Here is a 23503-nt window from a genome sequence, read left to right on the forward strand (position 1 = left end):
CGTCGAGAGTATCGAATCAATGCCGCACATTTTGATCGTCGAAGACGAAACAATTATCCGCTCCGCCTTGCGCCGCCTGCTGGAACGTAACCAGTATCAGGTCAGCGAAGCCGGTTCAGTGCAGGAAGCACAAGAACGCTTCACTATTCCCACGTTCGACCTGATCGTCAGCGACCTGCGCCTGCCGGGCGCGCCGGGTACCGAGTTGATCAAACTCGGCCAGGGCACACCGGTGCTGATCATGACCAGCTACGCCAGCCTGCGTTCTGCCGTCGACTCAATGAAGATGGGCGCGGTGGATTACATCGCCAAGCCTTTCGACCACGACGAAATGCTTCAGGCCGTCGCGCGAATCCTGCGTGACCGGCAATCGGTGCAAGCCAGCGGCGAGCCTGTCGTTGGCAAAGCCACCAATGGCGCCGCGAAGGCGGGCGTCGACAACAGCAACGGAGAGATCGGCATCATCGGGTCCTGCCCGCCGATGCAGGATCTGTACAGCAAGATCCGCAAAGTCGCACCGACCGACTCCAATGTCCTGATCCAGGGCGAATCCGGCACCGGTAAAGAACTGGTGGCGCGGGCCCTGCACAACCTGTCCAAGCGCGCCAAGGCGCCGATGATTTCGGTGAACTGCGCGGCCATCCCGGAAAGCCTGATCGAATCCGAACTGTTCGGCCACGAAAAGGGTGCGTTCACTGGCGCCAGCGCCGGGCGCGCAGGCCTGGTGGAAGCAGCGGACGGCGGCACCTTGTTCCTCGACGAAATCGGCGAACTGCCACTGGAAGCCCAGGCTCGCCTGCTGCGTGTATTGCAGGAAGGTGAAATTCGCCGGGTGGGCTCGGTGCAATCGCAGAAAGTCGATGTACGCCTGATCGCCGCCACTCACCGGGACCTCAAGAGCCTGGCGAAGATTGGCCAGTTCCGTGAAGACCTTTATTACCGCCTCCACGTTATCGCCCTGAAATTGCCGGCCCTGCGCGAACGCGGCGCCGACGTTAACGAAATTGCCAATGCCTTCCTGGCGCGACAGAGCGCGCGGGTCAACCGCACCGACCTGAAATTCGCTCCGGATGCCGAGCAGGCCATTCGTCATTACACCTGGCCAGGTAACGTTCGTGAGCTGGAGAACGCCGTCGAGCGCGCGGTCATCCTGTGTGAGAGCCCGGAGATTTCCGCCGAGCTGCTGGGTATCGATATCGAGCTGAGCGACCTGGAAGACGACGACTTCATCGGCCTGGCGCCGCAACAGGGCAACAGCGCCAGTAACAACAGTCACGAGCCCACCGAAGACCTGTCACTGGAAGACTACTTCCAGCACTTCGTACTCGAGCATCAGGACCATATGACCGAAACCGAGTTGGCGCGCAAACTCGGGGTCAGTCGCAAATGCCTGTGGGAACGTCGTCAACGCCTGGGCATTCCACGGCGCAAGACAGGGGTCGCCAGCGAGAGCTGAACCTCGCCTGTCGAAGGTGTGGGTAACACGTGACAATGTGAAAAAACTGTTACCTCAGCTTTTTCACGTAACAGAAGCCGGGGCTTACGGTAACGAAGCCCCGGCTTTTTTTGGCCCCCTGCAAAGCCACCATACGACCTAAGCCCTTTATTTACTGGGGTTCGCAAAAGTTGGCACGCACCCTGCTATATGTTCAGTACAAGAACAATAACAAGTAATGCACAAGACAATAAAAATAAGACGAATCGACTCACGCACAATAAAAACAAGACGGCGAGAGGCGCAGCTAACTGATTCTTTTGGAGAGGCGTTGTATTTGGGGCTTGCCCCACGACCAGGCCGAGAACAACAAAAAACTGTCTTAAGACAGAGCCTGAACTGGTTGGATCGCAAGATCACTGCAGCACAGCGACCAAAGCAATCCGTTTGCTCTTGGCTCCCGATTGGGAGGGTCATGAAAGAAACACTTCATGACGCGGGCACTCAACAAAAACAAAAAGCCCGAAACCAATAACAAAAATAGAACATGCAACTACTTTCTTGGGGAGCTTCGGCTCCCCTTGTAGTTTCTGCGATTCGAAAAACCTGCGTACTGTAGGAGCGAGCTTGCTCGCGATGAATTCAGGCGCGCCGCGTACATTCAGGAAACACGCGTTATCGTTCACGTCTTTCGCGAGCAAGCTCGCTCCTACAGTAGCCAAATCTTTTAGACATCCCCTTCAAGCGCTTGCGCAGCTTCCTACACCATCCCCTGACTAAATGCTAGAATCCCCGCCCATCATGCGGTCATTCTTCGTTTTGGCCGAACATTCCTTCAAACAGTGCATCCCATGCTGAAGAAGCTGTTCCAGTCACTCCGTTCTCCCAAGCGTCATACGCAACACATTCGCAGTACGCCTGAAGTGCTCAACAGCGGCCAACATTCGCTGCAGAAGGGCCAATTCAGCCGTTATGCGGTGAACATCGTCGAACGCCTGCAGAACGCCGGTTACCAGGCCTATCTGGTCGGCGGCTGCGTGCGCGACATGCTGTTGGGCATCACGCCCAAAGATTTCGACGTTGCTACCAGCGCTACACCAGAACAAATCCGGGCCGAATTCCGCAACGCGCGTATCATCGGTCGCCGCTTCAAACTGGTGCACATCCACTTCGGTCGCGAAATCATTGAAGTGGCGACTTTCCGCGCCAATCACCCGCAAAACGATGAAGAGGAAGACAGCAACCAGTCTTCCCGCAACGAGAGCGGACGCATCCTGCGCGATAACGTCTACGGCACGCTGGAAGAAGACGCGCAACGTCGCGACTTCACCATCAACGCCCTGTATTACGACCCGGTCAGCGAGCGCATTCTCGATTACGCCAACGGCGTACACGACATTCGCAATCACTTGATCCGGCTGATCGGCGATCCAAAGCAACGCTACCAGGAAGACCCGGTGCGGATGCTGCGAGCCGTGCGTTTCGCCGCCAAGCTGAATTTCGGCATCGAAAAACACAGCGCCCTGCCGATCCGCGACCTGGCACCGATGCTGCGCGAGATCCCATCGGCCCGCCTGTTCGAAGAAGTGCTCAAGCTGTTCCTTTCCGGCCATGCCGCGGACACCTTCGAGATGCTGGTCGACTTGCAGTTGTTCGATCCGCTGTTCCCGGCCAGTGCCGAGGCGCTGGAATACAACCCGACGTACACCCACACCCTGATCAGCGAAGCGCTGATCAACACCGACCTGCGGATCAAGCAGAACAAGCCGGTGACCCCGGCGTTCCTGTTTGCAGCCCTGTTGTGGCCTGCCCTGCCGGCCCGCGTGTTGCGCCTGCAAGAGCGCGGCATGCCGCCGATTCCGGCGATGCAGGAAGCGGCGCACGAACTGATTGCCGAACAGTGCCAACGGATTGCGATCCCCAAACGCTTCACCATGCCGATCCGCGAGATCTGGGACATGCAGGAGCGTTTGCCACGCCGCAGCGGCAAGCGCGCCGACCTGTTGCTGGACAATCCACGGTTCCGCGCCGGCTACGACTTCCTGCTGCTGCGCGAAAGTGCGGGCGAGCAGACCGATGGGCTGGGCGAATGGTGGACGGACTATCAGGACGCCAACGACAGCGAGCGCCGCGACATGATCCGCGACCTCAGCGGCAAGGATGACGGCACCGGCGCGCCCCGCAAACGTCGTCGCAGCGGCGGTGCCAAGCGCAAACGCGCTGCCGGCGCACCGAGCGCTACGGGCGAGTAATCCATGGAACGCATCTACATCGGCATGGGCAGCAATCTCGCTGCCCCCGTCGAACAACTGCGCAGCGCCGTCGAGGCGCTGGCCCGGTTGCCGCAGACTGAACTGGTCGGGGTGTCCGCGTTTTATCAAAGCGACTCGCTATTGCCCGGCCAACCGCGTTACACCAACGCGGTCGCCGCGCTCGACAGCCTGCTTGCCCCGCTGGACCTGCTCGATGCGCTGCAAGCCATCGAAAACCAACAGGGTCGCGAGCGTCTCGAACGCTGGGGACCACGCACGCTTGATCTCGACATCGTTCTGTTCGGTGATCGACTGATCGACGAGCCGCGCCTCAAAGTCCCCCACTACCATCTGCAGGAACGCCCCTTCGTTCTGTATCCGCTGGCCGAGCTGGCGCCTGTAGATCTGCGTTTGGCCGATGGCCGCAGCCTGAAGGAATTGCTCGCTGCCTGCCCGTTCGTCGGGTTGGAACGCCTACCCCCGACTTGAATCCCCATCAAAAGATCGCAGCCTTCGGCAGCTCCTACATGGCGTACGCCGCACCTGTAGGAGCTGCCGATGGCTGTGATCTTTTGACGATGCAAGCCACACCGAAATCTTGCTGAATCGCATCAGTTACGCCGGTAACACCCCACGCGTAACAACGCGGTAACACATGCAATTGACTTCCCGAGTTCTCCTCACGACTATAGGCGTCCCGTTGCCGCCAATAGGGCGTTGAAGGGCGCAATCCAGGCCTTAAAAGCACGACAATAGACCGTGCGCCTGTATTTAAACGAAGAATCACGCGCGTTACTCGCAGTAGTTTCCACAGCGCCTGAATGAGGAATTTTTCATGCCAGCCATCACCCTGACCACCTTGCAAGGTATCAAGCAAAAAGGTGAAAAAATCACCATGCTGACCTGCTATGACGCAACCTTCGCCCATGCCTGCAATGAGGCCGGTGTCGAAGTGCTGCTGGTGGGCGACTCCCTCGGCATGGTTTTGCAAGGTCACGACAGCACCTTGCCGGTCACTACCGCTGAGATGGCTTACCACGTGGCCGCCGTCAAACGTGGCAACACCGATGCATTGATCCTCGCCGACCTGCCGTTCATGGCCTATGCCACCACCGAGCAAGCCATGACCAACAGCGCGCTGTTGATGCAGGCCGGTGCGCACATGGTCAAAGTGGAAGGCGCACTGTGGCTGGCGGACTCGATTCGGCTGTTGGCCGAACGCGGTATTCCGGTGTGCGCGCACATGGGGCTCACGCCGCAATCGGTGAACATCCTCGGAGGTTACAAAGTCCAGGGCCGCAACGAAAACCAGGCGCGGCAGATGCGTGCCGACGCAATTTCCCTCGAGCAGGCCGGTGCGGCGATGTTGCTGCTCGAATGCGTACCGAGCGAACTGGCCGAAGAAATCACCCAAGCGGTGAAAATCCCGGTGATCGGCATCGGTGCCGGCAACGCCACCGACGGCCAGGTACTGGTCCTGCATGACATGCTCGGCTTGTCCATTACCGGCCGTATGCCGAAATTCGTGAAAAACTTCATGGCAGGTCAAGACAGCATTCAAGCAGCCTTGAGTGCCTATGTCGCCGAAGTCAAAGCAGCCACTTTCCCTGGTATCGAGCACGGATTCTCTGCATGAACACCGTAAAAACCGTACGCGAATTGCGGGCCGCCGTGGCCCGTGCCCGCAGTGAAGGCAAGCGCATCGGCTTCGTGCCGACCATGGGCAACCTGCACAGTGGTCATGTCGCGCTGATTACCAAAGCCTCCCAACGGGTGGATTTCGTGGTCGCGAGCATCTTCGTCAACCCGTTGCAATTCGGCGCCGGCGAAGACCTCGACAAGTACCCGCGCACCCTCGCAGCCGACCAGGAAAAACTGCTCCAGGCCGGCTGCCACTTGCTGTTCGCGCCAACCGTCGAAGAAATGTACCCCGACGGCATGACCGGCCAGACTCGCGTCAGCGTGCCGCAACTTTCCGAAGGCCTGTGTGGCGCCAGCCGTCCCGGGCATTTTGAAGGTGTGGCGACGGTGGTCAGCAAGCTGTTCAACATGGTCCAGCCGGACCTGGCGATCTTTGGCCAGAAAGACTTCCAGCAATTGGCGGTTATCCGCGCGCTGGTGCATGACCTGAATATGCCGGTCCAGATCATCGGCGAGCCGACCGTAAGGGCCGCAGATGGCCTGGCGCTGTCGTCGCGCAATGGCTTCCTCAGCGAAGAACAGCGGGCCGTTGCGCCGGTTGTGTATCGCGGCTTGTGCCAGATTGCCGAGGCGATCAAACAGGGTGATCGCGATTACCCGACGTTGATCGACACCCAGATCAAACAGCTTGAAGCGGCGGGATTGCGTCCGGACTATCTGGAAATCCGTCATGCGCTGACCTTGCGTCCAGCGACTGCTGAGGATCGGGACCTGGTGATTCTGGTGGCGGCGTTTCTCGGCACCACCCGGTTGATCGACAACCTGCACCTCAACCTCGACGGCGCGGTTTAAACGGCAAGATCAAAAGATCGCAGCCTACGGCGTCTCCCTGTAGGAGCTGCCGAAGGCTGCGATCTTTTGCGCCATATTCCACCCCGGCTCAGCCCGCCTGTTCAAACCCTCTCTCCGTTTGTCGGACCGATCCCTGCTTGATGTATAAAAAAGTACCGGGAACGGGTCAGACAAAGTCAAGACAGATTGCAGCGCGAGGTTTACTGTATTCGCCCTGTGTCATGAAATCGTGTCGACGCAGTTGACCGGACGCTCACCCGCAGCGCTCCGGGATTTATCGTGTTCAAAAGGCCGTTCAAGTAAAAAGGAAACCCGCAGCGATGGCGTATTACCGCACTCCTCACGACGTGACCGCTCTGCCCGCCTGGCAAGCGTTGAATGACCACCGCCAAGCCATGCAGGATTTCAGCATGCGCGAAGCCTTCAATGCCGACCCGCAGCGCTTTACTCAATTTACCCTCAGCAGCTGTGGCCTGTTTCTCGATTATTCGAAGAACCTGATTAACGCCGAGACCCGCAATTTGCTGGTGGGCCTGGCCGACGAAGTCGACCTCAAGGGCGCGATCAAAGCACTCTTCGAAGGCGAAATCGTCAACTCGTCCGAGGGTCGTCCGGCCTTGCACACCGCCCTGCGCCGCCCTGTCGGCGACAAACTGTCGGTCAACGGCGTCAACGTGATGCCGGAAGTGCACAAAGTCCTGAACCAGATTACTGACCTCGTCGGCCGGATCCATGACGGCCTATGGCGCGGGTACACCGAAAAACCGATCACCGACGTGGTGAACATCGGCATCGGTGGTTCGTTCCTCGGTCCAGAACTCGTTTCCGAAGCGCTGCTGTCCTACGCCCAGAAAGGCGTACGCTGCCACTACCTGGCGAACATCGACGGCAGTGAGTTCCACGAACTGACCATGAAGCTGCGCGCCGAGACCACGTTGTTCATCGTCTCGTCGAAATCCTTCAATACCCTCGAAACCCTGAAAAATGCCCAGGCCGCTCGCGCCTGGTACCTGGCCCAGGGGGGTTCTGAAGCCGAGCTGTATCGTCACTTCATCGCCGTTTCCAGCAACAACGCGGCGGCTGTGGCGTTCGGTATCCGCGAAGAAAACATCTTCCCGATGTGGGACTGGGTCGGCGGGCGTTACTCGCTGTGGTCGGCCATCGGTTTGCCGATTGCCCTGGCCATCGGCATGTCGAACTTCAAGGAGCTGTTGTCCGGCGCCTACACCATGGACCAACATTTCCAGAGCGCGCCTTTCGACCAGAACATGCCGGTGCTGCTGGCCTTGCTCGGCGTCTGGTACGGCAACTTCTGGGGTGCGCAGAGCCACGCGATCCTGCCGTACGACCACTACCTGCGCAACATCACCAAGCACTTGCAACAGCTGGACATGGAGTCCAACGGCAAGAGCGTGCGCCAGGACGGCACGCCAGTGTCCACCGACACGGGCCCTGTGATTTGGGGTGGCGTGGGCTGCAACGGCCAGCACGCGTACCACCAGTTGCTGCACCAGGGCACCCAACTGATCCCGGCCGATTTCATCGTGCCCATCGTCAGCTTCAACCCGGTCTCCGACCACCATCAGTGGCTGTACGCCAACTGCCTGTCCCAAAGCCAGGCACTGATGCTCGGCAAGACCCGCGCCGAGGCCGAAGCCGAGCTGCGTGACAAGGGCATGAGCGAAGAAGACGTGCAGAAGCTCGCACCGCACAAGGTGATCCCGGGCAACCGTCCGAGCAACACCCTGGTGGTCGAACGCATCAGCCCGCGTCGTCTTGGCGCCCTGGTGGCGATGTACGAACACAAAGTCTTCGTGCAAAGCGTGATCTGGGGCATCAACGCCTTTGACCAATGGGGAGTGGAACTGGGTAAAGAGTTGGGCAAAGGTGTCTACAACCGTCTGGTCGGCAGCGAAGAAACCCCGGCTGACGATGCCTCCACCCAAGGGCTGATCAACTACTTCCGCGGTCGTCACCGCGGGTGATAGGCTGAAGGGGCGGTTTACTCGCCCCTTCAACCTGCAGCATGACAATTCCACGGCACCGGGTTTACTGCAAAATCGGTGGCGTGCGCTATCACTGTGTAGGAGCTGCCGCAGGCTGCGATCTTTTGATCTTGTTTTTTAAACTTCAAGATCAAAAGATCGCAGCCTGCGGCAGCTCCTACACAGGGGGTCGCGAAGCTCCCCTCTTGTCGCAAACAAGAATAAGGAACCGTCATGTTCGATATCAGCACGTTCCCCAAAGCCGATGCCGTCCGCCGGGCTGCACACTTGAGTCAAGACGACTACCATCGCCTGTATCGCCAATCCATCGAACACCCCAGTACCTTCTGGGCTGAACAGGCCACACGCTTTCTCGACTGGAGCGCTCCGTGGGACACGGTCCAGCGCTATAACCTGAAAACCGGTGAAGCCAGCTGGTTCGCGGGTGGAAAACTGAACGTCAGTTACAACTGCATCGACCGTCACCTGGAAAAGCGCGGCGACCAGATCGCGATCATCTGGGAAGGCGACAACCCTGTCGAATCCGCCCAAATCACCTACAAAAAACTGCATCACAACGTCTGCCGCCTGGCCAACGTGCTCAAAAGCCGTGGCGTGAAGAAAGGTGACCGGGTGTGCATCTACATGCCGATGATCCCCGAAGCCGCCTACGCCATGCTCGCCTGCACACGGATTGGCGCGGTGCATTCGGTGGTGTTTGGCGGTTTCTCCCCGGACTCTGTGCGCGACAGGATCCTCGATGCCGACTGCCGCACCGTGATCACCGCCGATGAAGGCGTTCGCGGCGGTAAATTCGTGCCGCTCAAAGAGAAGGTCGACAAGGCGCTGCTCAGTTGCCCGAATGTCAGCACGGTGATCGTGGTCGAGCGGACCCAGGGTGACGTGAACTGGGTCGAAGGCCGGGACATCTGGTATCACCAGGCACTGCGGGACGTCAGCGACGATTGCCCACCCGAGCCGATGGACGCCGAAGACCCGCTGTTTATCCTCTACACCTCCGGCAGCACCGGCAAACCCAAAGGCGTCCTGCACACCACCGGCGGCTATCTGCTGCAAGCGGCGATGACCTTCAAGTACGTGCTCGACTACCGCGACAACGAAGTCTTCTGGTGCACCGCCGACGTCGGCTGGGTCACCGGCCACAGCTACATCGTCTACGGCCCGCTGGCCAACGGCGCGACCACACTGATCTTCGAAGGCGTGCCGAGCTACCCGAGCAGTTCACGCTTCTGGCAGGTCATCGACAAACACCACGTGAACATTTTCTACACCGCGCCGACCGCCCTGCGCTCGCTGATGCGCGAAGGCCCCGAGCCGTTGAAGGAAACGTCCCGGGCGAGCCTCAGATTACTCGGCAGTGTCGGTGAGCCGATCAACCCGGAAGCGTGGGACTGGTACTTCAATGCCGTCGGCGAACAGCGCTGCCCCATTGTCGACACTTGGTGGCAGACCGAAACCGGCGGCATCATGCTCAGCCCCTTGGTCAGCGCGCAACGGATCAAACCCGGCTGCGCCACCCAACCCATGTTTGGTGTGCAACCGGTGCTGCTGGATGAAACGGGCAAGGAAATCAAGGGCGCCGGCAGTGGCGTACTGGCAATCAAATCCAGCTGGCCGGCACAGATCCGCAGTGTCTACGGCGACCCGCAACGAATGGTCGACACCTACTTCAAGCCGTACCCCGGCTACTACTTTACCGGTGACGGTGCACGGCGCGACGAGGATGGCGATTACTGGATCACCGGGCGCATCGACGATGTGATCAACGTCTCCGGGCATCGCATCGGGACCGCCGAGGTGGAAAGTGCGCTGGTGCTGCACGACAGCATCGCCGAGGCCGCCGTGGTCGGTTACCCTCACGACGTCAAAGGCCAGGGCATCTATGCCTTCGTCACGCCCATGAACGGTACCGAGCCCAGCGACGAACTGAAGAAAGAATTGCTGGCCCATGTCAGCAAGGAAATCGGCAGTTTCGCCAAACCGGACTTGATCCAGTGGGCTCCGGCCTTGCCAAAAACCCGTTCGGGCAAGATCATGCGGCGGATTCTGCGCAAGATCGCCTGCAACGAGCTCGACAGTCTGGGCGACACCTCGACCCTGGCCGATCCGAGCGTGGTGCAGGATCTGGTCGATAAACGCCTGAACCAATAACACCCGGACCGCCCTTGTAGGAGCTGCCGCAGGCTGCGATCTTTTGATCTTGAAAACAAAAGTCAAAAGATCGCGGCCTTCGGCAGCTCCTACACAAGGCGCCAAGTCCGCATTTTTTTCGCCACCGAGTTGCCATGGAATTCATCCGCAGCCGCATCGAAACCCAGGTCATGAGCCTCACCGGCCTGTCCCTCGGCAAGCTCGACCTGGAAAACCCCAAGGGTGATCCCGGTCTGTTTGGCCCGGATTCGGTGAGCTGGCAAGTTCATGGCGACTTCAGCAGCATGCTCATCGGCGGCATCAGCGCCCTGATGCTGCAAGCCTTGCATCCACTGGCCCTGGCCGGGGTCTGGGACCATTCGAATTTTCGCGAGGACATGCTTGGCCGGTTGCGTCGCACCGGGCAATTCATCTCCGGCACCACCTTCGGCTCGCGCAAGGATGCCGACTGGTTGATCGAAAAGGTCCGCACCATCCACCTGCAAGTGACCGGCACGGCGCCCGATGGCCGGCCCTACGCCGCCAGCGATCCTGACCTGCTGACCTGGGTGCATGTCGCTGAAGTCAGCAACTTCCTCGCGGCGCACCTGCGCTACCGAAATCCGCACTTGTCGCTGGCCGATCAGGATCGTTACTACGGTGAAATCGCGCTTGTCGCCGAACGCCTGGGCGCCCGTGATGTGCCCCGCTCGCGGCAGGAAGTTTCCGAATATCTGGAACGAATTCGCCCGCAGCTACTGTGCGACGAGCGCAGTCGCGAAGTGTTGCGGTTGTTGTTGAATGCGCCATCACCGAGTCGCCTGGCCAAGCCTTTCGGCGGGTTGATGATGCAGGCCGGCATCGACCTGCTACCGGACTGGGCCAGCGACATGCTCGGCGTCCACCAAGGCCTGCTGCAGCGCAAACTGATCCGCGCCAGCGTCAACCGCAGCGCACCGATGCTGCGCTGGGCGGTACGCAACGGCTCGGTGCATCGGGCCAAACGGCGGATGGGGTTGCTGACCTGAATCATTCCCGTAGGAGCGAGGCTTGCCCGCGAAGAACGATAACGCGGTGTATCAACCAGACCGCGCGACCTTCTTCGCGGGCAAGTCGAATCGTCGCACCGCTCGCTCCTACAGGTTCTTCACCGCTCAAGCTGTTAAACTCCCGCGCCAAATTCCCTCCTGCAAGGCGCCCAGCATGTCTTCCTTGAACCAGGCGCTGTGCGCCGCCCTCGAACATCGCCAGGACCTGCTCGCCGAGCTGTATCAGCAAGGCACCGATTGCTACAGGTTGTTCCACGGCAGCCAGGAAGGCGCAGGCGGCCTGACAATCGACCGCTACGGCCCGCAACTGCTGGTGCAAAGCTTTCACCAGTCGCTGGAACGTGCTGATCTGCAGCAATTGCACCAGACCATCAATCAGCACCTGGGCCTTGAAACCCTGCTGGTCTACAACGACCGTTCCCGTGGCAATTCCCGCATCGACCGCGAAGACACCGTCTACCGCGCCGACGAAGCCGCGTTGCAAGACCTGGTCGGCCATGAATGGGGCCTGAACTATCGGGTTCGCGGCCGCCACCCCGGCCAGGATCCGTTGTTGTTCCTCGACCTGCGCAACACCCGCGGCTGGGTCAAGGATCACAGCAAGGACAAGAGCGTGCTCAACCTGTTTGCCTACACCTGCGGCGTTGGCCTGAGCGCAGCGGCCGGTGGCGCCAGCGAAGTCTGCAACCTGGACTTCGCCGAGGGTAACCTGGCGGTCGGTCGCGAAAACGGCCTGCTCAATCCGCAATTGCCGACCATGCAGTTCATCCAGTCGGACTACTTCCCGGCGATCCGCCAGTTGGCTGGTTTGCCGATCAGTCAGCGTCGCGGGCAGAAACTGCCGAGCTACCAGCGCCTGGAACAACGTCAGTACGATGTTGTGCTGCTGGATCCGCCGGCCTGGGCGAAGAGCGCGTTCGGCACCGTCGACCTGCTACGCGACTACCAGAGCCTGCTGAAACCGGCACTGCTGACCACCGCTGAGAATGGCGTGTTGATCTGCTGCAACAACCTGGCAAAAGTCAGCATGGACGATTGGCGCGAACAGGTTCTGCGTTGCGCGGAAAAGGCCGGGCGGCCTGTGCGTGAGTGGACCGTGATGAAACCGGGTGGGGATTTCCCGTCCATGGATCAACAGCCGCCGCTGAAAACCCTGATCCTGCAACTCTGAGATTCAACCGCAAAATCAGATTAATCCTATAAAGCAGGATCACTTCGGAACCGGATTCGCGTGCCATACTCCAACGCACTCCGATTCAGACAGATGAAGCCGCACATGCCCAAAGGATTGATTCGCGCTATCGGCGCCTTGTTGACTGCTCTCGCCCTTTACAGCCTGCTGGGGTTTCTGATTTTACCGGGCATCGCCTTGCGGGTTGCCAACCAACAACTGGCTAACTACGCCACGGTGCCCGCAACGATTTCGCGGATCGAACTCAACCCCTTCAGCCTTGAAGTGACCCTTTGGGGCCTGATCATCGGCGAGCCGGGCAAGGAACAGGTCGGCTTCGAACGCCTGTACGCCAACCTGCAGATCGACAGCCTGTGGACCAAGGCGCTGCACTTGTCCGATATCGAACTGGACAAACCCAAGACTGAGATCCTGTTCGACAAGGACGGCAAACTCAACCTGCTCGGCCTGTTCAAGATCCCCGCCAGCGAACCGACCCCGGCCGACCCGAACGCCAAACCGTTTCCGATGCGCATCGAGCGGATCAAACTGGCTGGCGGCGCGGTGCACTTCAAGGATTCACGTCCCAGTGAGCCGATCGAATTCCTCTACGACACACTCGACTTCGAGCTGAACAACCTCAGCACCCTGCCCGACGACAGTGCGGACATGACGTTGGTGGCCGTCGGCCCCGCAGGTGGGCAGATCGACTGGACCGGTAACTTCAGCCTGATCCCCATCGCCTCCGAGGGTAAGCTGAAAATCACCGACGGCCAGATGAAAGCCTTTTGGCCCTATGTGCGCGACGCGGTGCCACTGGACCTCGAAAGCGGCACCGTCAGCTTGAGCACAGACTACAAACTCAACCTGTCCAAGGAAACCGAACTGCTGCTGAGCAATACAGCGGTCAGTATTGCGCCCTTCGCCATCAAGGCGCCGGACGGAAGGCCACTGGTGAAACTCGAGCGACTCGATGTCAGCGAAACCACCGTGGACCTGGCCAAACAGCAAGTGGTGGTGGGAAAAATCCGCAGTAACAAACTCGAAACGTGGGCAGCCCTTGAAGCTGACGGGCAACTCGACTGGCAGAAACTGTTCGCCAGTCAACCGTCGAAACCGGCCGCCAAAGCCGCCGCCGAACCGGCCAGCACCCCGGCGACGGCCGATTCGCCGAAGGAACCTGCCGCGCCAAGCAAACCCTGGCAGGTGTTGCTCAAAGACGTGCAACTGCGCGATTACCAGGTTCATCTGGCAGACCGCAAGGCACAGCCAGCCGTGGCGCTGGATGTCGGACCACTGAACCTGGACCTGCAAAATTTCGACAGCCTCAATGGCTCGCCTTTCAACCTCAAGCTCGACACCGGCGTGGGCAAGCAAGGCAAGATCACCGCGGATGGCGAGGTCAACCTGGCCCCGGTCAGTGCCAGGTTGAAAGTGCAAACCAAGGACATCGACCTGCGCGTTGCCCAGTCCTATATCACGCCGTTCATACGCCTGGAACTGCGCAGCGGCATGCTGGGCAGTGACCTGGCGGTCAACCTGAAAAGCACCGATCCGCTGGCATTCAGCATCACCGGTCGCGCACAGGTCGATCAACTGCATACCCTCGACACCCTGAAAACCCGCGACGTCCTCAAGTGGCAGCAGTTGGTACTCGAAGGCTTGAATTATCAGCACGGCGACAGCCTGTCGATCGACAAGGTCAACCTGTTCCAGCCCTATGCGCGTTTCATGATCAACGATGATCGCACCACCAACGTCGATGACCTGTTGATCCCGCAACCGGCCGATTCCGCTGCCAAGACCGCTGCCAAGCCTGCCGCGAGCAAGGACAAGCCACTGGGCATTCACATTGGCGGCATCGCCATCAATGATGGCTCGGCCAATTTCGCCGACTTCAGCCTCACACCGAATTTCGCCACGGCGGTTCAACAGCTCAATGGCCAGATCGGCACGATCGACAGCCGTAACGCAAAACCGGCCAGCGTCGATATCAAAGGCAAGGTCGATCGTTATGCGCCAGTGACCATCAAGGGCGCGGTCAACCCGTTCGACCCGATGGCCAGTCTCGACATCGCCACCAGTTTCAAACGCGTAGAGCTGACCACGCTGACCCCCTACTCCGGCAAATTCGCCGGTTACCGCATCCGCAAAGGTCGACTCAATCTGGACCTGCACTACCTGATCACCAAGGGCCAGCTGAAGGCAGAAAACAAAGTGGTGGTCGAGCAACTGCAACTGGGTGAAAAAGTCGACAGCCCGGATGCTGTGAGCCTGCCGCTGAAACTGGCGATTGCCCTGCTCAAGGACGTCGACGGCAAGATTTCCATCGAGCTGCCGGTCACCGGCGACCTGAACAACCCGCAATTCAGCGTCATGCCGATTGTCTGGCAGACCTTGCGCAACCTGATCGTCAAGGCCGCTGCCGCGCCGTTCAAAATGATCGGCGGGCTGATCAATGGCGGTGGTTCGGAAGACTTGGGTACTGTTGCGTTTGCACCGGGTTCAAGTGAATTGAGCAAAGACGCCGAGGATTCGTTGGTCAAGCTGTCCAAGGCGCTCAAGGAACGGCCGGCCTTGCGCCTGGAAATCGAAGGCACTGCCGCGAAAAGCAGCGACGGCCCGCTGATCGCCGAGCAACGCCTGGAGCGCGAATACCAATACAACTATTACAAAATGCTCCAGCGGCGCGGTGACAAAGTGCCGGCTCAGGCGTCCATGTTGCAAGTGCCGGACGTTGAGAAAGGCCCGCTGCTGGAAGGGATCTATCGCACGCGCCTGAAGACTCAGCCGCCAGCAGAATGGAAGGATCTGGGCAGGGAAGAACGCACCGCGAAAATGCGCGCCGACGTGATCAAGTTCTGGAGCTCCAGCGACGTTCTCTTGCGCCAGCTGGGTCAGGATCGCGCCAGCAGCATCAAGGATTATCTGGTCGACAAGACTCAGCTTGCCGATGACCGCGTGTACTTCATCGACGCCAACCTCAGCGAAGCGGAAAGTGATGGTCGGGTAGTCACACCGTTGCATCTGGATGCCGAGTGATGATCAAGCGATGGCTGATCGGCCTGGTATTGGCGATAGCTGCCAGTCAGGCTTGGGCGGCGGATACGCTGCGTTGCGGCAGCCAGTTGGTCAGCGTTGGCGACCGGTCCAGCGAAGTGCTGCAAAAGTGCGGCGAGCCGGTGAGCCGCGATCTGTTGGGCTACAAGCGCAGCGCCAATCGGCGGGAGGAGTTTCAGGTCGAGGAATGGACCTACGGGCCGAATGGCGGGATGTATCAATACTTGCGTTTCGAAGGTAATCGCCTGAAGCAGATCTCCAGCAAACGCGGTAATTAAAATCAAAAGATCGCAGCCTTCGGCAGCTCCTACAAGTATCCCCATGTAGGAGCTGCCGCAGGCTGCGATCTTTTTTGGGTCCACACAATAGAACAGGCCCCCGACACGAATGTCGAAGGCCTGTAATGGCCACATCCTTATGGCCTTCGCATGAACTCCTAAGAAGCGGCAGACGTATGGCTCGGCTCGTCCGCCACGCCTTCTCCCGGTCCAGGCGAGAAGTCTTGCCTTACTCGGCTTTCAGGCCGTCAGCGGAGACCGCTTTGACGCCTTTGATTTTCTTGGTGATGGCCACGGCGGTGGTTTTCTGAGCTTCGGTCACCGCGACGGTGGACGACAGCGATACAACACCTTTGTTGGTTTCAACTTTGATGTCGGTACCAGGAATGCCTTTTTCGGTTACCAGGTCACTTTTAACTTTGGTGGTGATCCAGGTATCGGAAGTGGTTTCTTTTGCCTTGGTCATTTCACCAGCAGCCAGAGTCATTGGCGCCTGGGTGGTTTGAGTCTGTGCAAATGCTACGTTGGCCATAGTCAGGGTCAGCGCGGTTGCAGTAGCGGCAGCGATAGCGAACTTCTTCATACGAGTAACTCCTGTTTTTCCAGATAGTCTGCTGCGTGTCTTGTCAGCAGGGTTACTGGGTATATTGCGAACGCTGTGCCAACTTTGAGACAGGCTATAAATCTATTAAAATCAACTACTTATAAAATCGTTCAATTTTCGAAATCATGCAAATTGCATGACTTCGGAATTATCTACATGCAAGTTGCGGGTTTTGGCGTGGGCCTAAGGCCATGAATTGTCGGGGTTTTCTGGTTGGCTTGCTGAGGATCAAACGCCGGACAACAAAATAGCCTGAGTTTTGGGGTTGGGATTGGGATTGGGATTGGGATTGGGGCATATCCGTTATTTGGGCAGCAGCGGCTAGCGGTTTCGCCCTTACGGCGAGTCACTTTGGAAAAGCACCAAAGTAACCAAAGTGCTTCTGCCCCTTTCGTTCGGTGCCTCGCTGTGGCTCGGCATGCCCTCGCTCCGGTCCTGCTCCGTGGGCACGCCGCCATCGGCCATCCATGGCCGGGGGCGGCTAACCCGGCATCCATGCCGGGTTGCCCACTGCGCAGAACCTCCACTCGGCCTCACGAGGGGGCGGTGCGTCAAGATCAAAAGCTACAGGCGAGCTAACGCTCGGCCTTGAGTGGTGAAGATCAAAAGCCTTGCCGATGATCGTTCCCACGCGTGGGAACGATCAACATTGGTAGGCGACGCGAGCGCGCTTGAAGGACAGGCCGGCCGGTAGGCCGCCTCGCTTTTGCTTTGGCTTTTGATCTTCTTGCCCCATCGGCAGGCCGAGCGCAGGTTCTGCGCAGTGGGCAACCCGGCATGGATGCCGGGTTAGCCGCGCACGGCCATGGATGGCCGATCGCGGCGCGCCCACGGAGCAGGACCGGAGCGAGGGAACCCTGAGCCTCAGCGAAGGGCCGTACGCCAGGGGCAAGAGCCCTTGGTTACTTGGGGCTTTTCCAAGTGACTCGCTGTAAGAGCGAAACGGCCAGCGGCAGCACCCGCAGAAACGGATATGCCCCCAATCCCCCCCCCAACGAACAGCATTTCGCCGTAAGAGGCGGGGCTTTGATAGATAGAGCTATAAGTCAGACGCCCGGGCAGGTGTTGTTTGTATAGTCTTTCGACCCCGTGAACGCACAGGTCCAGCCAGCTGTAGCGGTACGTGTCAGAGTAATGGTTTGATTCAAGACTGGCGGTGGGGCATTGATCAGCTTGCAAGCAATCGTCCCTTTGCCGTCAGCAACAGTACCCGCGATCGTGAACGTGCAGTTTTGAGTCGAGGTCACGTTTGGACTCACATTAGAGGTGCTTGGATTGGTAACCCCGTCGTTCATCACATTTTCAAAATCGACTTTAAGCGCAGACGCCTCGGCGACACCGGCCGTGACCTTGGCCTTGGCCTGATACTTGGAGTACTGCGGCAACGCAAACGTCGCCAGAATCCCGATGATCGCCACCACGATCAGCAGCTCAATCAGCGTAAAACCTTTCTGAGTATTCATAAACAAGCTCCATGCATGAGTCGAAATCTCATGATCTGAACTAGCTGCAGCACAGCCCATGCCAAGCCCTTCGCCCCCTGTTAACGGGGCGCGAGAACAACGCAACGCCCTTTCTACCCCCAGCATCCGCACTATCTGACACTTTTTGTCACCTCGACCCCGCTGGTTTGGCTCAGCTCCTTGACTAGGCTATAAGTCATGAACTGTCTGCGTCCGGTATCCCAATGAATGACATCGCCCTTAGCGGTCTGGCCAAGCAATTGGTGCTGGCCGAGCTGCTCACTGACCAAAGCGCGCAACAGGCGTATCAGCAAGCACTACGCAACCGAATCTCCCTGGTCAGTTACCTGGTGCAAAACAGACTGGTGAAAAGCCGCCAGGTCGCCGAGATCGCTTCGGAGCACTTCGGCATGGCCTTGCTGGACCTCAACAGCCTGGACAAGGAATCCCAGCCCAAGGGGCTGGTCAGCGAGAAGCTGGTCCGTCAGCACCATGCCCTGCCCCTTTGGCGGCGCGGCAACAAGCTGTTCGTGGGGGTTTCCGATCCGACCAATCACCAGGCCATCAACGACATCCAGTTCAGCACCGGGCTGAACACCGAAGCCATCCTGGTGGAGGACGACAAGCTCAGCGACGCCATCGAAAAATTCTTCGACAGCCATGGCACCGGCCTGGAAGACATGGCCGACGTTGACCTCGACAGTCTCGACATCGAATCGAACGACGACCACAAACAGGATTCCATCGCCGGCCAGGATGCCGACGACGCGCCGGTGGTGCGCTTCGTTCACAAAATGTTGCTGGATGCGATCAAGAGTGGCTCCTCCGACCTGCATTTCGAACCCTACGAAAAAACCTACCGCGTGCGAATGCGCACCGACGGCATCCTGCGTGAAGTCGCAAAACCACCGATTCAACTGGCCAGCCGGATTGCCGCGAGGCTGAAAGTCATGGCCAGCCTCGACATCTCCGAGCGGCGCAAACCGCAGGACGGCCGAATCAAGATGCGCCTGTCCAAGAGCAAGTCCATCGACTTCCGGGTGAACACGCTGCCGACCCTGTGGGGCGAGAAAGTGGTGATCCGGATACTCGACCCGTCCAGCGCACAAATGGGCATCGACGCCCTTGGCTACGAACCTGAGCAGAAAGCCTTGTACATGGCCGCCCTCAAGCAGCCGCAAGGGATGATTCTGGTGACCGGGCCCACCGGTTCGGGCAAGACCGTGTCGTTGTATACCGGGCTGAATATCCTCAACACCGTGGACATCAACATCTCTACCGCCGAGGACCCGGTGGAAATCAATATGGAAGGCATCAACCAGGTCAACGTCAACCCCCGGCAGGGGATGGACTTCGCCCAAGCGCTGCGCTCGTTCCTGCGCCAGGACCCGGACGTGATCATGGTCGGCGAAATCCGCGACCTCGAAACTGCCGAGATCGCCATCAAGGCTGCGCAGACCGGGCACCTGGTGCTGTCGACCCTGCACACCAACAGCGCGGCGGAAACCCTGACGCGCCTGCACAACATGGGCATCCAGGGCTTCAACATTGCCACCTCGGTGAGCCTGATCATCGCCCAGCGCCTGGCGCGCAAGCTGTGCAGCCATTGCAAGAAACCGATCGAGATCCCGCGCGAGGCGCTGATCAAGGAAGGCTTCCCCGAGGAACGCATCGGCTCGTTCACGATCTATGAGCCGGTCGGTTGCGAACACTGCAACGGCGGGTACAAAGGACGCGTGGGGATTTATGAAGTGGTAAAGAACACACCGGACCTGCAACGGCTGATCATGGCCGAAGGCAATTCACTGGAAATCGATATCCAGATGCGTAAGGACGGCTTCGACGACCTGCGTACTTCGGGCCTGCGCAAGGCCATGCAAGGCATCACCAGCCTTGAAGAAATCAACCGGGTCACCAAGGACTGAACATGGCGGTCAAAGCAGCAAAAATCAGCGTATATGCCTGGGAAGGCACGGACCGCAAAGGCACGAAAATAACCGGCGAACTCAGTGGTCAAAATCCGGCGCTGATCAAGGCACAACTGCGCAAGCAAGGCATCAACCCCGGTAAGGTACGCCGCAAATCCGCCTCGATTTTCAGCCTGGGCAAGCGCATCAAGGCCCAGGACATCGCCCTGTTCACCCGGCAGATGGCAACCATGATGAAAGCCGGGGTGCCGTTGCTGCAGTCGTTCGACATCATCGGCGAAGGCTTCGATAACCCGGCCATGCGTAAATTGGTGGACGAGGTGAAACAGGAAGTCGCAGCGGGTAACAGCTTCGCGGCGTCCCTGCGCAAAAAACCGCAATATTTCGATGAGCTGTACTGCAACCTGGTGGATGCCGGCGAACAGGCCGGTGCCCTGGATACCCTGCTGGAGCGGGTCGCCACCTACAAGGAAAAAAGCGAAAGCCTCAAGGCCAAGATCAAGAAAGCCATGACCTATCCATTGGCCGTGGTGTTGGTCGCGATCATTGTGAGCGCGATTCTGCTGGTCAAGGTGGTGCCGCAGTTCGAGTCGGTGTTCAAAGGGTTTGGTGCCGAACTGCCGGCGTTCACCGTGATGGTCATCGGACTGTCGGAATTCATGCAGCAATGGTGGTGGGCACTGCTCGGCGGGCTGGTCGCGGCGATCTTCGGTGTGCGTCACGCCTTCAAGACGTCGCAAGGTTTTCGGGACTGGACGGACACCTGGCTGCTGAAACTGCCGTTGATTGGCACGCTGATGTACAAGTCCGCGGTGGCTCGATACGCCCGCACGCTGTCGACTACGTTCGCCGCTGGCGTGCCACTGGTGGATGCCCTCGAATCGGTGGCCGGAGCGACCGGCAACATCGTTTTCAAGCGCGCCGTACTGCGGATAAGACAGGATGTATCCACCGGCATTCAGCTGAATTTCTCCATGCGCTCCTCCGGCATTTTTCCGAACATGGCGATCCAAATGACCGCCATCGGCGAAGAGTCCGGCGCGCTGGACGACATGCTCGACAAGGTCGCGAGTTTCTATGAGGCGGAAGTCGATAACATGGTCGATAACCTCACCAGCCTGATGGAGCCGTTCATCATGGTGGTGCTGGGGGTCATTGTCGGCGGCTTGGTCGTTGCCATGTACTTGCCTATCTTTCAACTCGGCTCAGCGATCTGACATGCCCTTGAATGAAATTCTGACCTTCTATCCACTGGTTTTCGTCGGCATCGCCCTGGCTGTCGGCCTGCTGATCGGCAGCTTTCTCAATGTGCTGATCTGGCGCCTGCCGAAAATGCTCGAGCGTGAATGGCGCCAACAGGCCCATGAACTTCTGGACCTGCCAACCGAAACACCGCTGCCAACCTACAACCTGATGCTGCCCCACTCCCAGTGCCCGCACTGTGGCCATCGGATCCGTGCGTGGGAAAATATCCCGGTCATCAGTTTTGTGTTTCTGCGTGGATGCTGTTCAAACTGCGCCACACCCATCAGCAAACGCTACCCGCTCACTGAACTGGCCTGCGGTCTGCTGTCGGCGTTTATCGCCTGGCACTTCGGTTTCGGCTGGCCAGCCTGCATGGTGCTGGTCCTGAGTTGGGGCTTGTTGGCCATGAGCCTGATCGATGCAGAGCATCAACTGCTACCGGATGTGCTGGTGCTGCCGCTGATCTGGCTGGGCCTGATCGTCAACAGTTTCGAGCTGTTCGTGCCTCTGCAAGACGCGTTATGGGGCGCGATTGCCGGCTACGTGGCGCTGTGGTCGGTGTTCTGGCTGTTCAAATTGATCACGGGCAAGGACGGCATGGGTCACGGTGACTTCAAGTTGCTGGCGATGCTCGGTGCCTGGGGTGGCTGGCAGACTTTGCCCCTGACCATCCTGCTGTCATCGCTGGTGGGTGCGTTGCTCGGTTTGATTTTGCTGCGCCTGCGCAACGCGAAAACCTCTACACCGATCCCCTTCGGCCCCTATCTGGCAATTGCTGGCTGGATTGCGTTGCTCTGGGGTGGTCAAATAACCGACTTCTATTGGCAGTTTGTCGGTTTGAAATGAATACCCCTGTGGAAAAACCCTGGATTCTCGGCCTGACCGGCGGCATCGGCAGCGGCAAAAGCGCTGCTGCCCAGCACTTCATCGACCTTGGCGTGCACGTGGTGGACGCCGATCACGCCGCCCGCTGGGTGGTGGAGCCGGGGCGTCCGGCGCTGGTGAAGATCGCCGAACACTTCGGCCCCGGCGTGTTGCACGCCGATGGGCAACTGGATCGCGGTGCGCTGCGCAAACTGATCTTCGAAGTGCCGGACGAGCGTCGCTGGCTTGAAGCCTTGCTGCATCCACTGATCGGCGAAGAAATCGCCCATCATCTGGCGCTGGCAAAATCACCTTACGCGATTCTGGTTTCGCCGTTACTGATCGAGTCGGGGCAGTACGCCATGACCCAGCGGGTCCTGGTAATCGATGCCCCAGAACAGCTACAGATCGAACGCACCCTGCAGCGCGACCAGACTACGGAGCAACAGGTCCAGGCGATCCTCAAGGTGCAATCCAGCCGCCAGGACCGCGTGAGTCATGCCGACGATGTGGTGGTCAACGACCGCGACCTCGCCTGGCTGCACAGCGAGGTCGAACGCCTGCATCACTATTACCTTACTTTGCGTGGAGGCCAGTCATGAGCCAGACCCCAACCGTCAATTGCCCAACCTGCGGCGCCCCTGTCGAATGGAGCGCCACCAGCACGTTCCGGCCATTTTGTTCGGACCGCTGCAAACTGATCGACCTGGGGGCCTGGGCGTCGGAAGAACACAAGATTCCGGTTAGCCCGGAGGCCGAGGACGACCTGTTCAGCGAAGACTTCGAGCCGCGTCACTGACCCATGCAACGACGACTTCAGACTTGAGAGGGATCAAGACTTGGGGTCGTCGTCTTTCCACGGCGCCGACAGATAGCGCGTGCGGTTGAACGTTTCCAGCCACTCGGGACTGAACACCACCAGCGCACTGACGATCATGCCGTTGATAAAGGCTTCCGGGAAAATCAGCAGCCACAGATAACCGACAAAATCTTCCAGCCAGTACGGCATCGCGAAACGTTCGTCGAACCACAGCAATGTCAACGCCAGCAGCAGGCACAGCAATGCCGACAGCGCCGCCGCAAAGAAACCTGAAACGAAGATATACACGAAGGGATTACGCGGCTGAGCACGCTCGACGAGGATGGCGCAGCACTCGGTGACCAGCACCGGCAGCAGGATGAACAGCGTGCCATTAACCCCGATTGCGGCCAGGTCCTGGCGTCCGAGCAGCACCAATCCGCCTTGCGCCACCAGCCCGCCGATGATCGCCAGCGGCCAGTCCAGCAGCAAGGTCACCGCTGTCATGCCGATAAAGTGATACGAGACACCTGTATCGAAATCCCGTCGCACCAGCCACAGCATGAACAACGCGAACACCGTGCCGAACAGCAGATGCTGACGCCGACTATCAGTGAACAATTCGACCCAAGGCGCTCGACAGACCGCCCAGATAATCACCGGCACATAAATCAGCCAGCCGATCGTCAGCGTCAGCGGTGACAGCAACTCTGCGCCGATCATTTG

20 protein-coding genes are annotated in these 23503 nt (G+C 59.1%); 16 read left to right on the plus strand and 4 right to left on the minus strand.

What is annotated here, in order from left to right; translation table 11 throughout:
- Window positions 1-19: 19 nt before the first annotated feature.
- Complete coding sequence (locus ACA052_RS24690; RefSeq protein WP_497647194.1) at window positions 20-1456, plus strand: sigma-54-dependent transcriptional regulator; 1437 nt, start codon at window positions 20-22, stop codon at window positions 1454-1456.
- A gap of 452 nt (window positions 1457-1908) precedes the next feature.
- Here the strand turns inward: ACA052_RS24690 and ACA052_RS24695 are convergent, their stop codons facing one another.
- Entirely contained in the window at window positions 1909-2136 is a 228-nt protein-coding gene (locus tag ACA052_RS24695) for a hypothetical protein (RefSeq protein WP_497647195.1), read from the minus strand.
- Between the two features lie 150 nt (window positions 2137-2286).
- On the opposite strand from ACA052_RS24695, the gene ACA052_RS24700 reads away from it, so the two are divergent.
- From ACA052_RS24700 to ACA052_RS24745, 10 genes are all read left to right on the plus strand, one after another.
- A complete protein-coding gene (locus ACA052_RS24700) occupies window positions 2287-3687 on the plus strand; it encodes a polynucleotide adenylyltransferase PcnB (RefSeq protein WP_497647196.1) in 1401 nt (466 codons plus the stop codon).
- 3 nt (window positions 3688-3690) lie between these two features.
- Window positions 3691-4176 (plus strand): 2-amino-4-hydroxy-6-hydroxymethyldihydropteridine diphosphokinase, encoded by a 486-nt coding sequence (gene folK / locus ACA052_RS24705; RefSeq protein ID WP_497647197.1) that lies wholly within the window; start codon window positions 3691-3693, stop codon window positions 4174-4176.
- Window positions 4177-4522: 346 nt separating this feature from the next.
- Entirely contained in the window at window positions 4523-5323 is an 801-nt protein-coding gene (gene panB, locus ACA052_RS24710) for a 3-methyl-2-oxobutanoate hydroxymethyltransferase (RefSeq protein ID WP_497647198.1), read from the plus strand.
- Window positions 5320-6180, plus strand: coding sequence for a pantoate--beta-alanine ligase (gene panC, locus ACA052_RS24715; protein ID WP_497647199.1), 861 nt, complete (start codon window positions 5320-5322; stop codon window positions 6178-6180). The genes panB and panC overlap by 4 nt, the downstream gene beginning before the upstream one ends.
- Window positions 6181-6500: 320 nt before the next feature.
- Window positions 6501-8165, plus strand: coding sequence for a glucose-6-phosphate isomerase (gene pgi, locus ACA052_RS24720; protein WP_497647200.1), 1665 nt, complete (start codon window positions 6501-6503; stop codon window positions 8163-8165).
- A 234-nt stretch (window positions 8166-8399) separates the two neighbouring features.
- Window positions 8400-10337, plus strand: coding sequence for an acetate--CoA ligase (gene acs / locus ACA052_RS24725; RefSeq protein ID WP_497647201.1), 1938 nt, complete (start codon window positions 8400-8402; stop codon window positions 10335-10337).
- 134 nt (window positions 10338-10471) lie between these two features.
- Window positions 10472-11344, plus strand: coding sequence for an oxygenase MpaB family protein (locus tag ACA052_RS24730; protein ID WP_497647202.1), 873 nt, complete (start codon window positions 10472-10474; stop codon window positions 11342-11344).
- Window positions 11345-11519: 175 nt separating this feature from the next.
- Window positions 11520-12536: a class I SAM-dependent rRNA methyltransferase gene (locus ACA052_RS24735; RefSeq protein ID WP_497647203.1), complete on the plus strand. Its 1017-nt coding sequence runs from the start codon at window positions 11520-11522 to the stop codon at window positions 12534-12536.
- 93 nt (window positions 12537-12629) lie between these two features.
- The gene (locus tag ACA052_RS24740) at window positions 12630-15578 is read left to right on the plus strand and encodes a DUF748 domain-containing protein (RefSeq protein WP_497647204.1); all 2949 of its coding nucleotides are present in this window, start codon (window positions 12630-12632) and stop codon (window positions 15576-15578) included.
- On the plus strand, window positions 15578-15874 hold the full coding sequence (locus tag ACA052_RS24745; protein ID WP_497647205.1) for a DUF2845 domain-containing protein: 297 nt from the start codon (window positions 15578-15580) through the stop codon (window positions 15872-15874). Before ACA052_RS24740 ends, ACA052_RS24745 begins: the two co-directional genes overlap by 1 nt.
- A gap of 229 nt (window positions 15875-16103) precedes the next feature.
- Here the strand turns inward: ACA052_RS24745 and ACA052_RS24750 are convergent, their stop codons facing one another.
- Window positions 16104-16457: a BON domain-containing protein gene (locus tag ACA052_RS24750; protein WP_497647206.1), complete on the minus strand. Its 354-nt coding sequence runs from the start codon at window positions 16455-16457 to the stop codon at window positions 16104-16106.
- A 1067-nt stretch (window positions 16458-17524) separates the two neighbouring features.
- The gene (locus ACA052_RS24755) at window positions 17525-17941 is read right to left on the minus strand and encodes a pilin (protein WP_497647207.1); all 417 of its coding nucleotides are present in this window, start codon (window positions 17939-17941) and stop codon (window positions 17525-17527) included.
- A 224-nt stretch (window positions 17942-18165) separates the two neighbouring features.
- Here ACA052_RS24755 and pilB point away from each other — a divergent pair, with 224 nt between their 5' ends.
- From pilB to yacG, 5 genes are read left to right on the plus strand one after another with little or no spacing between them, the layout of a single operon-like run.
- Window positions 18166-19866, plus strand: a complete 1701-nt coding sequence (pilB, locus tag ACA052_RS24760) for a type IV-A pilus assembly ATPase PilB (RefSeq protein ID WP_497647208.1) — start codon at window positions 18166-18168, stop codon at window positions 19864-19866.
- A gap of 2 nt (window positions 19867-19868) precedes the next feature.
- Window positions 19869-21086, plus strand: coding sequence for a type II secretion system F family protein (locus ACA052_RS24765; protein WP_497647209.1), 1218 nt, complete (start codon window positions 19869-19871; stop codon window positions 21084-21086).
- Window position 21087: 1 nt separating this feature from the next.
- A complete protein-coding gene (locus ACA052_RS24770) occupies window positions 21088-21960 on the plus strand; it encodes a prepilin peptidase (protein ID WP_497647210.1) in 873 nt (290 codons plus the stop codon).
- Window positions 21957-22580, plus strand: a complete 624-nt coding sequence (coaE, locus tag ACA052_RS24775; RefSeq protein ID WP_497647211.1) for a dephospho-CoA kinase — start codon at window positions 21957-21959, stop codon at window positions 22578-22580. Before ACA052_RS24770 ends, coaE begins: the two co-directional genes overlap by 4 nt.
- Window positions 22577-22777: a DNA gyrase inhibitor YacG gene (gene yacG / locus ACA052_RS24780; protein WP_497647212.1), complete on the plus strand. Its 201-nt coding sequence runs from the start codon at window positions 22577-22579 to the stop codon at window positions 22775-22777. The genes coaE and yacG overlap by 4 nt, the downstream gene beginning before the upstream one ends.
- 33 nt (window positions 22778-22810) lie before the next feature.
- Here the strand turns inward: yacG and ACA052_RS24785 are convergent, their stop codons facing one another.
- On the minus strand, window positions 22811-23500 hold the full coding sequence (locus ACA052_RS24785; RefSeq protein WP_497647213.1) for an energy-coupling factor ABC transporter permease: 690 nt from the start codon (window positions 23498-23500) through the stop codon (window positions 22811-22813).
- Window positions 23501-23503: the final 3 nt, after the last annotated feature.

It is taken from the genome of Pseudomonas sp. LBUM1644, from assembly GCF_059716195.1.